Consider the following 15,429-nt stretch of genomic DNA (forward strand, 5'->3'; position numbering starts at 1 on the left):
CCCATGAGTCTGACCCTCAGCGTGTGATGATGGGTATTCGTGGGACGTGAGCAGGAGGAGAGCGGTCGTGCCGCTGCTGGATGGAATGCTCGGCTTCGTCGTTTTCGGTCTGTGGATCTTCTGCCTTCTCGACATCATCACGTCCCCAGCAGGCTCGTGTCGCAACCTCGGCAAGTCCGTGTGGTTGATCCTCGCCTTCCTCCTCCCGGGCATCGGCTCGATCGTCTGGCTGGTGGCCGGGCGGCCGATCGCCGACAGGACGGCCGGGAGGCGCGACCAGGGCAAGGACAGATCGAGCTGGCACGGCCACCCGTCGACGTTCTCCGATCGGGAACGTCCCCGCCACTGCGTTTCGTCGAGTCCTGATGATCACGAGGTTTTCCTGCGCGGTGTCCGTGAGCGTGCGGAGCAGCAGCGTCGGGCCTATCAGGCGCAGAAGCGTCTCGAGCTCGGCGAAACGGACCCGATGCACGACTCATAGGGTTCGAACAGCTCGGGAGTCCGAACAACGCCTAGGGTCGAACCATGGCCAACGGACGTCTGCTCCTGCTCGACAGCGCAAGCCTCTACTACCGGGCATTCTTCGGTATCCCCGACACTCTCAAGGCTCCTGACGGCACCGTCGTCAACGCGCTGCGAGGCCTGCTCGACTTCGTGTCGGCGCTCAGCACCCAGTACGAGCCAGAGGCAGTCGTCGCCTGCTGGGACGATGCCTGGCGACCACAGTGGCGTGTCGATCTCATCCCGACCTACAAGACACAACGGCTCGGTGACGACGGGGGCGAGGCCGATACGACCAAGGGGCTCCTCGGTCCCCAGGTGCCGCTCATCGCCGAGGCGCTCGGGCTGGTGGGTATCCCGGTGGTGGGGGCGAAGGACGCCGAGGCGGACGATGTCATCGGCACGCTGTCGTCACGGTGGGATGGTCCGGTAGACGTCGTGACGGGAGATCGTGACCTCTTCCAGCTCGTCAATGACACCGCTGGGGTGCGAGTGCTCTACACGGCGCGCGGCGTCTCGAAGCACGACGTCGTCGACGAGGCCTGGATCCGCTCGAAGTACGCCATCGATGCGTCCCGCTACGTCGACTTCGCCGTGATGCGTGGCGATGCGTCCGACGGACTGCCGGGAGTTGCAGGCATCGGCGACAAGACCGCAGCCGCGTTGCTGGAGGAGTTCGGTGACCTCGACGGGATCCTCGCCGCGGCACAGGACGACAGCTCGTCGATCAAGCCACGGGTGCGGCAGTCGCTGATCGACTCGGACGACTACATCGCCGCGGCGCGCATCGTCGTCGCGGTCAAGAAGGACGTCTGCGAGCCACCGACGTACGAACGGACGCCGCTGTCGGACAAGCAGGTGCAGGCGTTCAGGGAGTTCGGCACGACATGGGGGCTGGGTGGCGCGGCCGAACGAGCGCTCAAAGCCGTCAGGCGCTGATGCTCGTGTAGGCGACAACCCCGTGGCGCAGCAGGTCGAGCGACTCGCGCGCGGTGTCTCGCAGGGGTCCCGGGCCGGCCGCGTCGGCAACCTGGGCGACGACGTCGATGAGCTGCTTCATGGCCCGGACGAAGTCACCTGCCGCGAGATCCATCTGCCCGAGGACGTCATCGAGCGAGGCGCCGTGCGACCACTGCCAGACCGCCTGGGCGAAGCCGAAATCGGGCTGGCGCAAAAACTTCACCCGGTGCTCGCGCTCGAGTCGTTGCAGGTCGGTGCACAGGTCCGTCATGGTGTCGGCCACCTCGCGCACCTGCAGGGTGGGGATACGGGGGGTCGGGGCGTCGTCGGAGTTGCGAGACGCGAAGGTGAGGCCACTGATGACGGCGGCAAGCTCGGGGGCGTCCAGGCCCTTCCACACCTCACCGCGCAGACATTCGCTGACCAGGAGGTCGAGCTCGCTGTAAAGACGCTTGAGGCGCTTGCCGTCGGGCGTGACCTCGTCGCCGTCGAGGTAGCCGAGGACGTCGAGCACCTCGCACACGCGGTCGAACTGGCGTGCCACCGTGTTGGTGCGTTGGTCGATCCGCCCACGTTGGTTGCCGGTGTCGCGCTCGAGCTTGAGGTAGCGCTCGGCCCATCTGGCGTGCGACTCGCGGTCGGGGCAGCTGTGACACGCGTGGTTGCGCATCTTGTCGCGCAGTGACTCGATGCGAGGGTCCTGGTGCGAGCCGCTCTCGCGATAGGGCTTGTCAGGCCTCCACGCAACACCCTCGGCCCGGCTGCGAAGCGTCGAGGCGAGATCGCGACGTGACTGCGGGTTGCGCGGGTTGAACGACTTGGGGATGCGCATCGTGGTGATGGGTTGGACGGGAATGTTGAAGTCGACCATCGCGAGCCTGCGCGCGTGCCGGTTGGCCGTCAGCACCATCGGCCGGGGGCCCTCGTTGTCGGCGCGGCTGCCGGGATCGAGGACGACGGCGATCCCTGCCCAGCGACCCACCGGGACGTTGATGACGTCACCGGGCCGCAGCGTGAGGAGTGACTCGATGACGACCTCTCGATCGGCCACCTTGCGGGCCTTGGAACCTGACGCCTCGATATCGCTCAGCTCGCGGCGCAGGGCGGCGTACTCCATGAAGTCGCCCTTGTCGCACTGCGCCGACTCGGCGTACCCCGACAACGCCTCCTCGGCCTTGCGGATCTGCCGGGACATGCCGACCACGGCGCGGTCAGCCTGGAACTGCGCGAAGGACTGCTCGAGCAGCTCGCGGGCGATCGTTCGCCCGGTCTGGCCGACGAGGTTGACGGCCATGTTGTACGACGGCTGGAACGATGAGTTGAGGGGGTATGTGCGAGTGCTCGCCAGTCCAGCGACCTGCTTGGGGTCCAGGCCTGGCTGCCACAACACGACGCCGTGACCTTCGATGTCGATGCCGCGGCGGCCGGCTCGACCGGTGAGCTGGGTGTACTCCCCCGGGGTGATGGTGGCGTGGGTCTCGCCGTTCCACTTGGACAGCTTCTCGATGACGACCGACCGGGCCGGCATGTTGATGCCCAGCGCGAGGGTCTCGGTGGCAAAGATGATCTTGACGAAGCCCCGGCTGAACAGCACCTCGACGCACTCCTTGAACGTCGGCAGCATGCCGGCGTGGTGCGAGGCGACACCGCGCACGAGCGCGTCGCGGAAATCGTAGAACCCGAGCACGTGGAGGTCGTCCTCGGGCAGGTGGGCGCAGGTCGCGTCGACGACGGCACCGATCTCGGCCTGCTCCTCGGCGGTCGTGAGGCTCAGCCGGGCATCGAGGCACTGCTTGACCGCGGCGGCACAGCCGGCCCGGCTGAAGATGAAGCAGATCGCGGGCAGCAGGCCTTCCGCATCAAGCTTCTCGACCAGCTCGATCCGACTCGGTGTGCGGTGGCGGCTGCGGGGACGCTTGCCACCCTTGCTCCGGTGCCCCTTCTGCATGCGGGTGAACTGCCAGTCGTCGCGGGCGATGCGCTCAAGAGCGTGGTTGACCTCCACCCCGTCGTCGTCCGCGGGCGACTCGAACAGGGGGAACAGCTTGCGCCCGACGAGCACGTGCTGGTGCAGGGGCACCGGTCGCCTTTCCTCGACGATCGTCACGTTGGTGCCACGGACCTCGGCCAGCCAGTCACCAAAATCTTCGGCATTCGACACCGTCGCTGACAGCGACACGACGGAGACCGACTCGGGGAGGTGGATGATGACCTCTTCCCAGACCGCACCGCGGATGCGGTCGGCGAGGTAGTGGACCTCGTCCATGACGACGTAACCGAGGGTGTTGAGGGTGCGCGAGCCTGCGTAGAGCATGTTGCGCAGCACCTCGGTGGTCATGACGACGACCGGCGCCTCGCCGTTGATGGTGTTGTCGCCGGTGAGGAGGCCGACATTCTCGGCACCGTGACGCGCGACCAGGTCGGCGTACTTCTGGTTGGACAACGCCTTGATGGGGGTTGTGTAGAAGCACTTGCGCCCGGTCGCGAGGGCCATGTGCACAGCGAACTCACCGACGATGGTCTTGCCGGAACCGGTCGGTGCAGCGACCAGCACGCCACGGCCGTCCTCGACGACCTTGCAGGCCTCGATCTGGAACGGGTCGAGCGCAAAGGTGTAGTGCTCACGGAACTCGGCCAGGTGCGGATGCTGCCGGTCGGCGCGAGATCTGGCGTATCGCTCGGCCGGGGAGTTCATGTGACCAGCCTACGTGGGCGAGGGTGGTGCATAGATGTGGAGCGCCCCGGGGCTGATGCGGGTCGTCATGGGCAGTGGTCCCAACCGCTCACCGTCGCCGTAGGCCACGATGCCCGGTGAGGAGAGCGTCACCTCGCGCACGCGGTGACGCTCGAACTCAGGCAGCGCCGTGTGCGTGCCCCGGTAGAGCTTCGGGAAGACTGTCAGGAGCTTGAGCTTGCTGACGGGGTTGATGACGACGACGTCGAGCAGGCCGTCGTCCATCAGGGCGCCCTCGCAGATGCGCAGGCCGCCGCCGAACGAGGGACCGTTGCCCACCGCGACGAGCATCGCCTCACGCTCGATGGTCGTGCCATCGAGGGTGAGCGTGAACTCCAGCGGCTCGAAGCTGCGCAGCTCGGCCACCGTCGAGAGGTGGTAGCGCATGTTGCCCCGCGGCCATGTCATGGCGTCGGCGCGCTCATTGACCTTGGAATCGAAGCCGGAGGCGATGACGGTGGCGACGTAGGCCTCGTCGGTACGGGCCAGGTCGATCGTGCGGATGTGTCCTGCGATCACGAGGTCGACTGCGGCGTCGACGTCCTTGACCGGGATGCCGAGCGAGCGGGCGGTGTCGTTGCCCGTGCCGGCCGGAATCAGACCGAACACCAGGTCGGAGTCGGCGACGTGGTCGAGCACTGCGTGCAGTGCGCCGTCGCCACCGACGACCAGCACGCCGTCGAGCCCGGTGTCGATGGCCTTCTTGAGTACGTCACGAGCCTCGGCGGCATCGGTGCCCTGGATCGTGCTCGTGGAGTGACCGGCGTGGCGGAGGCGTTCGGAAGCCCGCGAGGCTATCGACTCACCGAGTCCTTTGCCAGAGGTCGTGTTGACCACGATCGCGAAGTGCATGACCGAATCGTAATGCCCGCCGTTGCCCGCGAAGGCAGGTTCGGTTCGGGCGTCAGTCGTCGAGCGACGACAGCTCGTCGTCGGCGAGCTCTTCCGGCTCCTTCTTGCTACGTCGCCGGTCGGTGAGCTTCGCGATGAGCTCGGAGATGAAGTACAGGATCGTCATGGGTGCCGCGAGGAAGAGCATCGTGAGCGGGTCGGTGCTGGGCGTGGCCACGGCCGCGAAGACGAAGATGCCGATGACGGTCCAGGGTCTGGCCTTGGCGAGCTGCTTCGCGCTCACGATGCCGAGTCGGTTGAGCATCACGACCACCAGTGGTATCTCAGCCGCGATGCCGAACACGAGCATCGTTCGCAGGACGAAGTTCAAGTAGTCGCTCAGCGACGTGAGCGAGTCGACCGACTGGGGGACGAACCCGATCAGGACCTCGATTCCCTTCGGCAGCACGAGATAGCCGACGTAGATGCCGCCGACGAACAACGGCACGCCGGTGGCGGTGAGCAGGTAGGCCCACCGCTTCTCGTTGCGGTGCAGTGCCGGCAGCACGAACCGCCAGATCTGGTTGATCCACACCGGGCTCGCCAGCACCAGTCCGATCGCCAGCGCGAGCTTGAGGCGGAAGCTGAAGGCACTGCCCACGCCGCCGGTGATCACGATCTTGGCATCGATGCCCTTGGTCTTCAGCAGGTCGGTGATGCCGCTCTCGTAGGGCTGCTTCAGGAGCTCGAAGATGGGGCTGAAGAAGTACCACCCAAGGGCGGTGCCGACCAAGATCGCGAGGACCCCGATGGTGAGGCGACGTCGGAGCTCACGAAGATGCCCGACGAGCGGCATCGTGCCGCCCGGGGAGGGTGGCGTGCCGCGGCGAAGCGCCAAGCGTCAGCTCTGTTCGGGCTTCTTGTCCAACTCGGTCGACTCGACGGTCTCGAGCGACGCAGGCTTGGAGGGCTTGTCAGGATCGTCATCGTCGCCCGACAGGCTCTTGACCTCGGTCTTGAAGATCCGCAACGCCTTGCCGGACCCCCTGGCCAGCTCGGGAAGCTTCTTGCCGCCGAACAGCAGCAGCACCACACCCAAGATGATGAGCACCTCGGTCGCACCGATCTGATGGAACATGGCTACTCCTTCGAAGACGAGTCGATTTCATCGTACGCGCGGAGCGCAAGGGCAGCCTGACCGGCCACGTCCGCAGCGAGATGTGCCGGTTCGACGACGGTGACCGACCCCGCATTGCGCAGCACGAGCCGGCGCAACCACGCCCAGTCGGCACCGTAGAGCTTGGCCCGCCACACCCCGTCGCTGCCCTCCTCGAGGAGGTCGACCTGGTAGTACTCGGACAGCCAGTGTGCTCGTGGGTGCAGGTCGACGAGAGCGTAGGGCGTCTGCTCCCCCACCGTGAAGATGCCGTCCGACAGGTCGCGGGGTGTGACGTCGTGGTCCTCGGCGTCGAGCGCTGTCAGCTCGGCCCCGACGATGCGATCGAGCCGGAAGAAGCGCAGGTCCTCGGCCTTGAGGCACCACGCCTCGAGGTAGAGCTTGCCCTGCTCGGTGAAGAGTCGTCTCGGGTCGACCTGCCGGTCGGACACCTCGTCGCGTGACGCAGTGGAATAGGTGAGCTCAAGCCGTTTGCCGGCAGCCAGCGCGTGCACGATCGTCGAGTGGATCGTGGGGTCGACCTCGTCGAGGAGCACGTCGACGGGGGCCGAGACGGTGTCGCCGACGGCACTCTCGAGCTTGGCCAGCGCACTATCGATCACGGTGAGCTCCGACCCGCTCGCCGAGGCACGGAGCGTGCGCAGCGCGACGATCAGGGCGATGCCCTCGCGGGTGCTGATGCGCAGCGGGCGGGTCATGAACTCGGCGTCACGGATGTGAACGACGCCGTCCTCCTCGAGCGCGGTGAGGTCGAAGTCGATGAGCTCGCCGGGGTACTCCCCCGTGCCGGTGTACATCAGCAGGCGCAGGTCGTCACGGATCTGCTTCGGCGTCACGCCGAACTCGTGTGCGACGTCGTTGACCGGTACTCCGTCGTTGCCCTGCAGGTAGGGCACGAGGGCAAGCATCCGGATGACTTGCTGCCGCGAGCGGCTCACGTCGTTGCCTCGAGCGTTCCGCCAGCGGCGGCCCTCAGCCGCTGGACGACCGTGTCACGAACCTCCTGGGGCGACACCACGACGACGTCGGGGCCGTACGAGGCCACCTCCGACGCGAGCTCCCATCGCGAGGAATAGCGAATCTCGACCTCGTCGGTGCCGTCGCCGCGAGGCGTCACCCGGTCGGCTAGCCGCCGTAATGATTGGCCGCGCCCCGCCCGTATGTGCAGCACCGCCGCCTCGGCCGGCGGCGTGGGGAACAGACTGCGGGCGATGGTCTTCATGTCGATGCCCTCGGGCACGTCGTACGAACCGGGGTCGCCGGTCGTCCTGACCTCGCCGATGACCCGTGACAACCGAAAGATGCGAGCCTCTCCCCGGTCGAGGTCGTGACCGCCCACGTACCAGCGGTCGTGCCACGAGATGATTCCCCACGGCTCGAGGTGGCGCTCCATGGCACTGCCGCCGGGCCTGGCGTAGACGAACGACACGGGGATGCGTCGTGTGACGGCCTCCCACATGGCGTCGAACGATGGCTCGTCGGTCGAGAGCCGCGGCTCGGCCATGCGCAACACGCTCGTGTCGACGTCGACACCGATGGCCTTGAGCTTGACGAGGGCGGTGGTCGAGTCGCTTGCCAGGCCGGCGTGCTCCCACACCTGGGTGGCGAGACCGATGACGGCCGCCTCCTCGCGAGTCAGCTCGAGGTCGGGCAGCTCAGCCTCGTCACGACGGATGCGGTAGCCCGGCTCGTCGCTGAAGTATTTGTCGTTCTGCCCCATCTCGACGGTGATGCCGAGCTCACGCAGCTCTTCCTTGTCGCGCTCGAACTTTCGATCGAACGCCTGGGGAGTCGAGCCACGGTAGTCGGCGATCGACTCCCGGATCTGCTCCTTCGTGAGGTACTGACGACTCACGAGAAGAGCGAAGATGAGGTTCATCAACCTCTCGGTCTTGCGCTCGGCCATGACCGAAGGATGTCAGGAAGCGTCGAGCAAGTCGATGGCGAAGATCAGCGAGTCGCCGGCCTTGATCTTGCCGCCGGCAGGGGGCTTGGCGCCGTAGGCCTTGTCAGCCGGGCACACGAGCACCACGCGGGTGCCGAGCTTCTGACCGACGAGCTGGTCGTCCCAGCACTTGATGAGCTGTTTGCTGCCGACCTGGAACGTACGTGCCGAGCTCGACCACGACTCGTCGAAGATCGCGCCATCCGGGTAGACCTGGCCGACGTACTGGGCCGTGAGGGACTGTCCGGCCTTGACGGTGGCGCCCTTGCCCTGGATCACGACGTTCGCGCTCTCCTTCGTGGGCGCCTTGGCGGTCTTGGCGGTCTTGGCGAACTTCGACGGATGACCCTGGGCGTCGAGCTGCATCGAGGGCAGGTCGGACGGGAGCTTCTGGGCGGTACCGGTGACCTCGGTGGGGATCTTGGCGACGATGTCGAAGAGGAACACCATGGTGTCGTTCTTCTTGACGCCCAGGTCCTTCTGACCCTTGCCGAAGCCGTCCTTGGGCGGGATGGCGACAAGCACGCGGCTGCCGATCTTCTGCCCCGACAGCCCCTTGATGAAGCCCGGCAAGATCGAGTTCTTCACGAGCGTCAGGGTGAGGGGCTTGTTGCTCGTGAACGAGCTGTCGAACTGCTTGCCGCTGCGTCCGTTGACGGCGACGTAGTTGACCTTGACGGCATCGCCGGACTTGATGGCGTCGCCGCTTCCCTTGTTGGGCACCTTGGTGCCGGTCTTCGTCGCCGAGAAGCCCTTCGCGACGGTGACCTTGGGGCTCGCAGACGAGCTGACCTTGATGGAGCCGAGGTCGCCACCACCGGAGGTGTCGCTACCACCGCATCCCGCCAGCAGGAGGCTTGCGGCAGCGGTGACCAGGAGAATACGACGCACGAGCACGACCTTCAGAGTGGAAAGCACAAATCGTGGCCATGCTATCGACCGCAGCCAAGGGCCCCGACGTCACATGCCGTCGATGAGCCGCTGCACGCGTTCGTCGTGCGACCGGAACGGATCTTTGCAGAGCACCGTGCGCTGTGCCTGGTCGTTGAGCTTGAGGTGCACCCAGTCGACGGTGAAGTCGCGGCGTCGCTCCTGGGCCCGTTTGATGAAGTCGCCTCGAAGGCGGGCGCGGGTCGTCTGCGGCGGCACAGACTTGGCCTGAAAGACGTCCAGGTCGTTGGTGACGCGGGCGACCGCGCCCTTGTTCTCGAGCAGGTAGAAGATTCCGCGATCACGGCGGATGTCGTGGTAGGCGAGATCGAGCTGGGCGATCCGAGGGTCGCCCCAGCTGAGGCCGTGGACGGTGCGGTAGCGGTCGAGGAGCTTGTACTTGATGACCCAGTCGATCTCGCGCTCGACGAGCGACAGGTCCTCGGACTCGACAGCCTTCAGGGTGCGCTCCCACAGGTCGAGCACCCTGGTGATGGTCGGCGTGTGGAGGCCGTGCTTGTCGACGAACTCGGCGGCCTTGCCGAAGTACTCGGCCTGGATCTCCAGGGCCGACAGCTCGCGACCGTTGGCCAGCTGAACCTTGCGGCGACCGGTCATGTCGTGCGAGATCTCGCGGATCGCGCGGATCGGGTTGTCGAGGGTCATGTCGCGCATCGACACGCCACCCTCGATCATCCGCAGGACGAGGTCGGTCGTGGCGACCTTGAGCAACGTCGTCGTCTCGCTCATGTTGGAGTCGCCGACGATGACGTGCAGGCGACGGAAGCGTTCGGCGTCGGCGTGGGGCTCGTCGCGGGTGTTGATGATCGGGCGCGACCTGGTGGTGGCGCTGGAGACGCCCTCCCAGATGTGCTCGGCGCGCTGGCTCACCGAGAAGATCGTGCCGCGGGGGGTCTGCTGGACCTTGCCAGCACCACAGATGATCTGGCGGCTGACGAGGAACGGGATGAGGACGTCGGCTAGCTTGCTGAACTCCCCTTGGCGGCTCACGAGGTAGTTCTCGTGACACCCGTAGGAGTTGCCCGCGGAATCAGTGTTGTTCTTGAACAAATAGATGTCGCCCTCGACACCGTCGTCCGCGAGCCGCTTCTGCGCATCGATCATCAGGCCCTCGAGGATGCGCTCGCCGGCCCTGTCGTGGGTCACCAGGTCAACGAGGTCGTCGCACTCGGGAGTGGCGTACTCGGGGTGACTGCCGACGTCGAGATAGAGGCGGGCACCGTTGCGCAGGAACACGTTGCTGCTGCGCCCCCACGAGACCACCCGGCGGAAGAGGTAGCGAGCCACCTCGTCGGGCGACAGCCGCCGCTGACCCTTGAACGAGCACGTGACGCCATATTCGTTCTCGATGCCGAAGATGCGCCTGTCCATTCGTCAAGCCTAGTCGCGGGCCGTCCATCGCGCGGCGTGGCGCGCGAAAACGACGTCTGATGAACAAAGACTCCGGGGCACACGACGACAGCGCGAGGCTGGACGAGCGTGCGAAGCGGACCGGCGAGTTTTCGACGACCAGCCCGGTGGGTTCTTCGATGTCTGCGGAATCGTCGGAACGCGAATAATCGCCTCAGCGTTTCAAAAATTGAGGACTTTAGTCCCGGACTTATAGCCCGTTGGGATGGTTTCTGACGGTTGGTCACACCCTGTCACGTAGAACACATATCATTGTCCGTGGGAGTAGTCCTGCGCGACTTGCGCGGATGACATGTCACTATCGGGCGCGTGCGCCCGTTCACCAGGGAGCAACATGAACAATCCATCTCGGCGTGCCCGAAAGATCGGCACCGTCGTCGTCACCCCGATCGCGATTCTCGCCGCCGCCGCCCTCGTGTGGCAGTCGTCGTACGCGGCGTTCAGTGGCACGACGCGCAACTCCGGCAACAGCTGGTCGACCGGCTCGGTGGCCCTGACAGATGACGACTCCGGCTCGGCGCGGTTCCAGGCAGCCGAGATGGTTCCGGGTGCCACAGAGACAAAGTGCATCGCGGTCACGGCGAACGCCACGGTTCCCGGCGTCGTCAAGGGGTATGCCGTGAACCCCGTCGTCTCAGCCGCCAAGCTGGCGGACTACGTGAAGGTCTCGGTCAGGTACGGCACCGGTGGCGGCTTCGGCTCGTGCACCAACTTCGTTTCGGCGGGTGTGTCGATCCCGGAGACGTCACTCACGACGCTCGCACTCTCTAAGGACTACGCCACCGGCGCGGGTGCATGGTCGGTCATTGCGGGCACCCAGACGCGCACGTACGAGATCACCTGGAAGTTCGACACCACGGGGTTGACACAGTCCCAGCTCGATGCGCTGCAGGGTGCGCAGACCGGCATCGACTTCCAGTGGGAGCTGCAGAGCAGCTGATCTGAGCAGTATCGGGTCTGATCATCGTCAGATCTTCAGCATGTTGTCGACGACGCCTGGAGGGAGCGCCCGTGTCGGACACGGCAGAGGCGCCAGACGAAGCCACCCATGCGAGCATCAGCGCCGGGCTCGGGCCCGGCCCGGTGCTCGCCTGGGGTGGGCTTCTCCTGATCTTGCTGGCGCGCAGCTATCGAGCGTTCATCGTGACGCTGTTGGTCGTGGCAACCATCCCGATGTTGTGGAGCATGCCGAGCCACATCATCCGCAGCGAGTCGATGGAGCCGGGCCTGTCGCGCGGCGATGTGGTCATCGGCAAGCCACTGCCAGAGTCCGACCCGGTCCCCGTAGGCCGGGTCATGATCTTCACGAACCCCGACACCGCGTCCAAGCACGAGGTGCTCGTCCATCGCGTCGTCGAGAACCTCGGCCACGGTCAGTACACGACCGCCGGTGATGCCAACCGGAGCAATGACAGCACCTCGGTTCCGGCCCGCAACTTCACGGAACGCGCCGTCATCTGTGTGCCCTTCGTGGGCCTGCCGGTCGTGTGGCTGGCCGAGCACGACCGGGGCCGGCTGCTGGTCTGGCTGGTCTTGACGGTCCTGGCGCTCTACTTCTCCTCGCGTCCGCCGTGCGACCCGCGGCACCGGCGCCGCAAGGAGCTCAGCAAGGCGCGCCGCGCCGCTGAGCGCGCGGGCACACTGGTGCGTCGGGCGGCCCTGCCGATCGCCGGCGCGGTGGCACTTGTCGTGGCCGCAATCGTCGGCGCGCCCCTGGCACAGGCCGACGCTGCCTTCACGTCCATCACGGTCAACCCCGCCAGCACGTGGCAGGTGTCGACCACGATCGCGCAGAGCATTGTCCTGTCCGATCCCGGTGACATCGTCCGCGGCTCGGTCCCGCTGACGGTGACTCTCGGCAATGTCGGCAACCTGTCGTACTCCGTGCGCATCGAGTACTCCGTCGCCGGGTCGGGCAACTGGAAGACACTGTGCACCAAGGCATCGGCGCCCTACGCGTGCAGCTGGGCGACCACGGGGTTCGCGAACGGCGACTACGACCTCCGGGCCATCTCGACGTCCGGGTCCACGACCTTCACCTCGAGCACCGTCGCCGACGTCATGGTCGACAACGGCGCGCCGACGGTGACCATGCAGGATCCGGGCACGCCGCTTCGGGGCACTGTCACGCTCGCGGCAGCCGTAAGCGACACCCAGTCGGGCGTGTCTCGAGTCGTCATCCAGCGCGCAATCACGGGCAGCTCTGTGTGGACGGACGTCTGCACGATCATCGATGCACCGTACTCGTGCCGGTTCGACACCACGTCGATCGCGGGCGGCACCTACTCGTTCCGAGCGGTCGGCACCGACGTTGCGGGTAACTCCGCCACGTCGACAGCAGTGACGAATCGCGTCGTCGACAACTCTGTCTCAGCGGTGTCGATGGAAGACCCTGGCGCCAATCTCGCCGGCACCGTGACGCTGCTCGCCTCGGCGAGCTCGACAGCGGGCATCACCTCCGTGCGGATCCAGCGAGCGCCCGCGGGGACGACGACCTGGACCGATGTGTGCACCGATACGTCGTCGCCGTACTCATGCGTCTGGAACACGACCCTCGGCCCCGACGGGTCTTACGACCTGCGGGCCGTCCTGCTGGACAATGCCGGCAAGACCACGACCTCGGCGACCGTCTCCGGACGTCGCGTCGAGAACAGCCCGCTGCGGGCCTACGACGTTCAGACGACCAACGGCGGCTACACGGCGGGCAAGCTCGAGCCCGGCGACTCGATGACGTTCACCTACAGCGAGCAGATCACGCTGGCCAGCGTCATGTCCGGGTGGAGCGGCGCCGCGACACCCGTGACGCTACGCCTTCGCGATGGCGGCGTGCTGGGCCTGAGCAGCACAAGTGACACCGTCGACCTCCTCCGCAACGGTTCGGCAATCAACCTCGGCTCGGTCAACCTGCGCCAGGACTACATCAAGAGCAGCCGCACGTCACAGTTCGCTGCCACCATGACCGCCTCGACGGTCACCGTCAACGGCGTCACAGCCACGAAGGTGACGGTGGCGATCGGAGGCCAGACAAGCGGCCAGGCCGTGCGCACGGCTTCTCTCACCTCGACAATGGTGTGGACACCCTCCGCCCTCGTCACCAACCTGTTTGGTCGCGCGTCGGCGACGACACCGACCTCTGAGCTGGGAAACCTCGACCGCGAGTTCTGATTCTGCCGGGCGCCGGTCCCAGCTCAGGGACAGGGAGCGGAGACGCCGTGGCGGCTGCGGCCATCTGCTCGACAACGACCTGCGCACGACCTGACACTGGATGGATGTTCCGCCCACCAGCCGTTCTCGCCTCTGCTGTGTTGCTGGTGGGCCTCGCATCCTGCGGTGATGGAACGATGGAGCGCACCCCGTTGCCCGAGGGGATTGTCATGCACGTCGACCAGGCGCGCGTCGAGCGCAAGGGTCGGCAGGTCTTCATCCGCGTGAAGAACACCATGGCGGAGTCGGTCACCGTCGTGGGGTTCACGATGAGGTCCTCTCGGGTCAGCACCGTCAGGTGGACCGGTGATGACGTGATCGGTGCAGGCTACGAGACTGATCTGGAGTTCGACATGCCCCTCGGGCGCTGCGGCAACGGCTTCACCGCGGCGGTCAGCCTGACGTACCGCATCGGGGAGGGCGACGTGCGGCAGTCGATCGGGACGGCGGACGACCCGTACGGCAACATCGACTCGTTGCTCGGTCGCGACTGTGCGAAGACCACCCTCGCCTCGGCGGCGGTCGTCACCACCGGGATGCCGGTGGTGCAAGGCGTCGGGCTCCGCTCAACCCTTCGGCTCCCGGTCACCCTGACGTCAACCGGGAAGCTGCAGGGCGTTCGTTTCGGTGGGTACGAGTCGACCGTGTTGTTCAGGCAGGCACCCGGCTCCCCCGCCGACGTCGACGTGTTTCTCGGGCGCGCAGACCACCCCATCAACGTCGACATGGTTGTCGTCCCGTCGCGGTGCGATCCGCACGCGCTCGCCGAGGACAAGGTCGGCACGCTGTTCGGGGTCAAGGTGCTGGCCGACAACGTCGCCGACGGTGCCTCGTTCTATCTCCCGCTCACCCGGCCGCAACGGTCGGCGTACTTCGCGTTCTTCAGCTCGCACTGCGGGCTTGACTGACCGGTCAGCTGGCGGTGAGGGATGCGGCGATGTCCTCGTCGGTCAGTCGACGAAACTTACGCGGCTGAGGACGAGTACGGGTGAGGACCGCCACTTCGAGTGCGGACGACTCGACCTCGCGGGGTGGGTCGACGTCCTGGCCCAGAGCCGTCACGGCAACCCTGATGGCGGCGTTGACGTCGAGGCCCGGCGTGTAGTGCTCGCCAAGGTAGGCCTCGACCTGCTCGCTCTGGCCACCCATGACACCGAAGCCCTGGATGTCGGCGACCGAGCCGTCGTACATCAGCCGGTAGACCTGGTCCTGCGAGGCGTCGTCACCGAGCTCGCCGACGAAGATCTCGACCTCGTAGGGCTTCTCGGCCCCGGAGGAGAAGATCGTGCCGAGCGTCTGCGCGTAGGCGTTGGCAAGCCCGCGGGCCGTGACGTCGCGACGGTCGTAGGAATAGCCGCGGAGGTCGGCGAGGCGGACGCCGGCAATGCGCAGGTTCTCGAACTCGTTGTAGCGGCCCACCGCGGCAAAGCCGATGCGGTCGTAGATCTCGCTGATCTTGTGCAGGGCACGGGACGGATTCTCCGCCACGAACACGATTCCGTCGGCGTACTGCACGACAGCGACGCTGCGTCCGCGGGAGATGCCCTTGCGGGCGAAGTCCGCACGGTCCTTCATGAGCTGCTCGGGCGAGACGTAGAACTGTTGAGTCATCGAGCCATTCCTCTCGGGAGTCCTGACATCAGCTGGGGGGGGCGGACGGGCCGCCGGGGCGGACGAGTCGGCCGCCGATGACGTCGTCGGCGATGGCACCGACCT

14 protein-coding genes are annotated in these 15,429 nt (G+C 66.3%); 5 read left to right on the forward strand and 9 right to left on the reverse strand.

Annotated elements, in window-relative coordinates; genetic code table 11:
* Positions 1-67 precede the first annotated feature (67 nt).
* On the forward strand, positions 68-481 hold the full coding sequence (locus H7290_RS09820; RefSeq protein WP_290513836.1) for a PLD nuclease N-terminal domain-containing protein: 414 nt from the start codon (positions 68-70) through the stop codon (positions 479-481).
* Positions 482-525: 44 nt separating this feature from the next.
* On the forward strand, positions 526-1,440 hold the full coding sequence (locus tag H7290_RS09825) for a 5'-3' exonuclease (RefSeq protein WP_290513837.1): 915 nt from the start codon (positions 526-528) through the stop codon (positions 1,438-1,440).
* Here H7290_RS09825 and H7290_RS09830 read toward each other — a convergent pair.
* The 8 genes from H7290_RS09830 to pafA are packed head-to-tail and all read right to left on the reverse strand — an operon-like array spanning position 1,430 to position 10,470.
* A complete protein-coding gene (locus H7290_RS09830; protein WP_290513838.1) occupies positions 1,430-4,156 on the reverse strand; it encodes a DEAD/DEAH box helicase in 2,727 nt (908 codons plus the stop codon). The two genes, H7290_RS09825 and H7290_RS09830, sit on opposite strands and share 11 nt — an antisense overlap.
* A gap of 9 nt (positions 4,157-4,165) precedes the next feature.
* Positions 4,166-5,047 (reverse strand): diacylglycerol kinase family protein, encoded by an 882-nt coding sequence (locus H7290_RS09835; protein ID WP_290513839.1) that lies wholly within the window; start codon positions 5,045-5,047, stop codon positions 4,166-4,168.
* Positions 5,048-5,099: 52 nt separating this feature from the next.
* Positions 5,100-5,924: a twin-arginine translocase subunit TatC gene (tatC, locus tag H7290_RS09840; protein ID WP_290513840.1), complete on the reverse strand. Its 825-nt coding sequence runs from the start codon at positions 5,922-5,924 to the stop codon at positions 5,100-5,102.
* A 3-nt stretch (positions 5,925-5,927) separates the two neighbouring features.
* Entirely contained in the window at positions 5,928-6,164 is a 237-nt protein-coding gene (gene tatA / locus H7290_RS09845; protein WP_290513841.1) for a twin-arginine translocase TatA/TatE family subunit, read from the reverse strand.
* A gap of 2 nt (positions 6,165-6,166) precedes the next feature.
* The gene (locus H7290_RS09850) at positions 6,167-7,141 is read right to left on the reverse strand and encodes a YafY family protein (protein ID WP_290513842.1); all 975 of its coding nucleotides are present in this window, start codon (positions 7,139-7,141) and stop codon (positions 6,167-6,169) included.
* Positions 7,138-8,109 carry a WYL domain-containing protein gene (locus tag H7290_RS09855; protein ID WP_290513843.1) on the reverse strand — a complete coding sequence of 324 codons (972 nt, stop codon included), beginning with the start codon at positions 8,107-8,109 and terminating at the stop codon, positions 7,138-7,140. The genes H7290_RS09850 and H7290_RS09855 overlap by 4 nt, the downstream gene beginning before the upstream one ends.
* A gap of 12 nt (positions 8,110-8,121) precedes the next feature.
* Positions 8,122-9,066, reverse strand: a complete 945-nt coding sequence (locus H7290_RS09860) for an FKBP-type peptidyl-prolyl cis-trans isomerase (RefSeq protein WP_290513844.1) — start codon at positions 9,064-9,066, stop codon at positions 8,122-8,124.
* A 42-nt stretch (positions 9,067-9,108) separates the two neighbouring features.
* Positions 9,109-10,470: a Pup--protein ligase gene (gene pafA, locus H7290_RS09865; RefSeq protein ID WP_290513845.1), complete on the reverse strand. Its 1,362-nt coding sequence runs from the start codon at positions 10,468-10,470 to the stop codon at positions 9,109-9,111.
* 373 nt (positions 10,471-10,843) lie between these two features.
* On the opposite strand from pafA, the gene H7290_RS09870 reads away from it, so the two are divergent.
* The 3 genes from H7290_RS09870 to H7290_RS09880 all read left to right on the forward strand — a co-directional run bounded on the left by H7290_RS09870 (position 10,844) and on the right by H7290_RS09880 (position 14,621).
* Positions 10,844-11,449, forward strand: coding sequence for a hypothetical protein (locus H7290_RS09870; RefSeq protein ID WP_290513846.1), 606 nt, complete (start codon positions 10,844-10,846; stop codon positions 11,447-11,449).
* 71 nt (positions 11,450-11,520) lie between these two features.
* On the forward strand, positions 11,521-13,674 hold the full coding sequence (locus tag H7290_RS09875) for a signal peptidase I (protein ID WP_290513847.1): 2,154 nt from the start codon (positions 11,521-11,523) through the stop codon (positions 13,672-13,674).
* Positions 13,675-13,778: 104 nt separating this feature from the next.
* Positions 13,779-14,621: a hypothetical protein gene (locus H7290_RS09880; protein ID WP_290513848.1), complete on the forward strand. Its 843-nt coding sequence runs from the start codon at positions 13,779-13,781 to the stop codon at positions 14,619-14,621.
* Positions 14,622-14,625: 4 nt separating this feature from the next.
* On the opposite strand, the gene prcA is transcribed toward H7290_RS09880, so the two are convergent.
* Complete coding sequence (gene prcA, locus H7290_RS09885) at positions 14,626-15,324, reverse strand: proteasome subunit alpha (RefSeq protein WP_290513849.1); 699 nt, start codon at positions 15,322-15,324, stop codon at positions 14,626-14,628.
* Positions 15,325-15,429: the final 105 nt, after the last annotated feature.

The sequence above is a fragment of the Aeromicrobium sp. genome (genome assembly GCF_014378035.1).
Classification (GTDB): domain Bacteria; phylum Actinomycetota; class Actinomycetes; order Propionibacteriales; family Nocardioidaceae; genus Aeromicrobium.

What these genes read in the sequence shown, in the direction of transcription:
- H7290_RS09825 (WP_290513837.1), top strand. Translation starts at nt 526, where the DNA reads ATGGCCAACGGACGTCTGCTCCTGCTCGACAGCGCAAGCCTCTACTAC.
- H7290_RS09830 (WP_290513838.1), bottom strand. Translation starts at nt 4,156, where the DNA reads ATGAACTCCCCGGCCGAGCGATACGCCAGATCTCGCGCCGACCGGCAG.
- H7290_RS09835 (WP_290513839.1), bottom strand. Translation starts at nt 5,047, where the DNA reads ATGCACTTCGCGATCGTGGTCAACACGACCTCTGGCAAAGGACTCGGT.
- tatA (WP_290513841.1), bottom strand. Translation starts at nt 6,164, where the DNA reads ATGTTCCATCAGATCGGTGCGACCGAGGTGCTCATCATCTTGGGTGTG.
- H7290_RS09855 (WP_290513843.1), bottom strand. Translation starts at nt 8,109, where the DNA reads ATGGCCGAGCGCAAGACCGAGAGGTTGATGAACCTCATCTTCGCTCTT.
- pafA (WP_290513845.1), bottom strand. Translation starts at nt 10,470, where the DNA reads ATGGACAGGCGCATCTTCGGCATCGAGAACGAATATGGCGTCACGTGC.
- H7290_RS09870 (WP_290513846.1), top strand. Translation starts at nt 10,844, where the DNA reads ATGAACAATCCATCTCGGCGTGCCCGAAAGATCGGCACCGTCGTCGTC.
- H7290_RS09880 (WP_290513848.1), top strand. Translation starts at nt 13,779, where the DNA reads ATGTTCCGCCCACCAGCCGTTCTCGCCTCTGCTGTGTTGCTGGTGGGC.
- prcA (WP_290513849.1), bottom strand. Translation starts at nt 15,324, where the DNA reads ATGACTCAACAGTTCTACGTCTCGCCCGAGCAGCTCATGAAGGACCGT.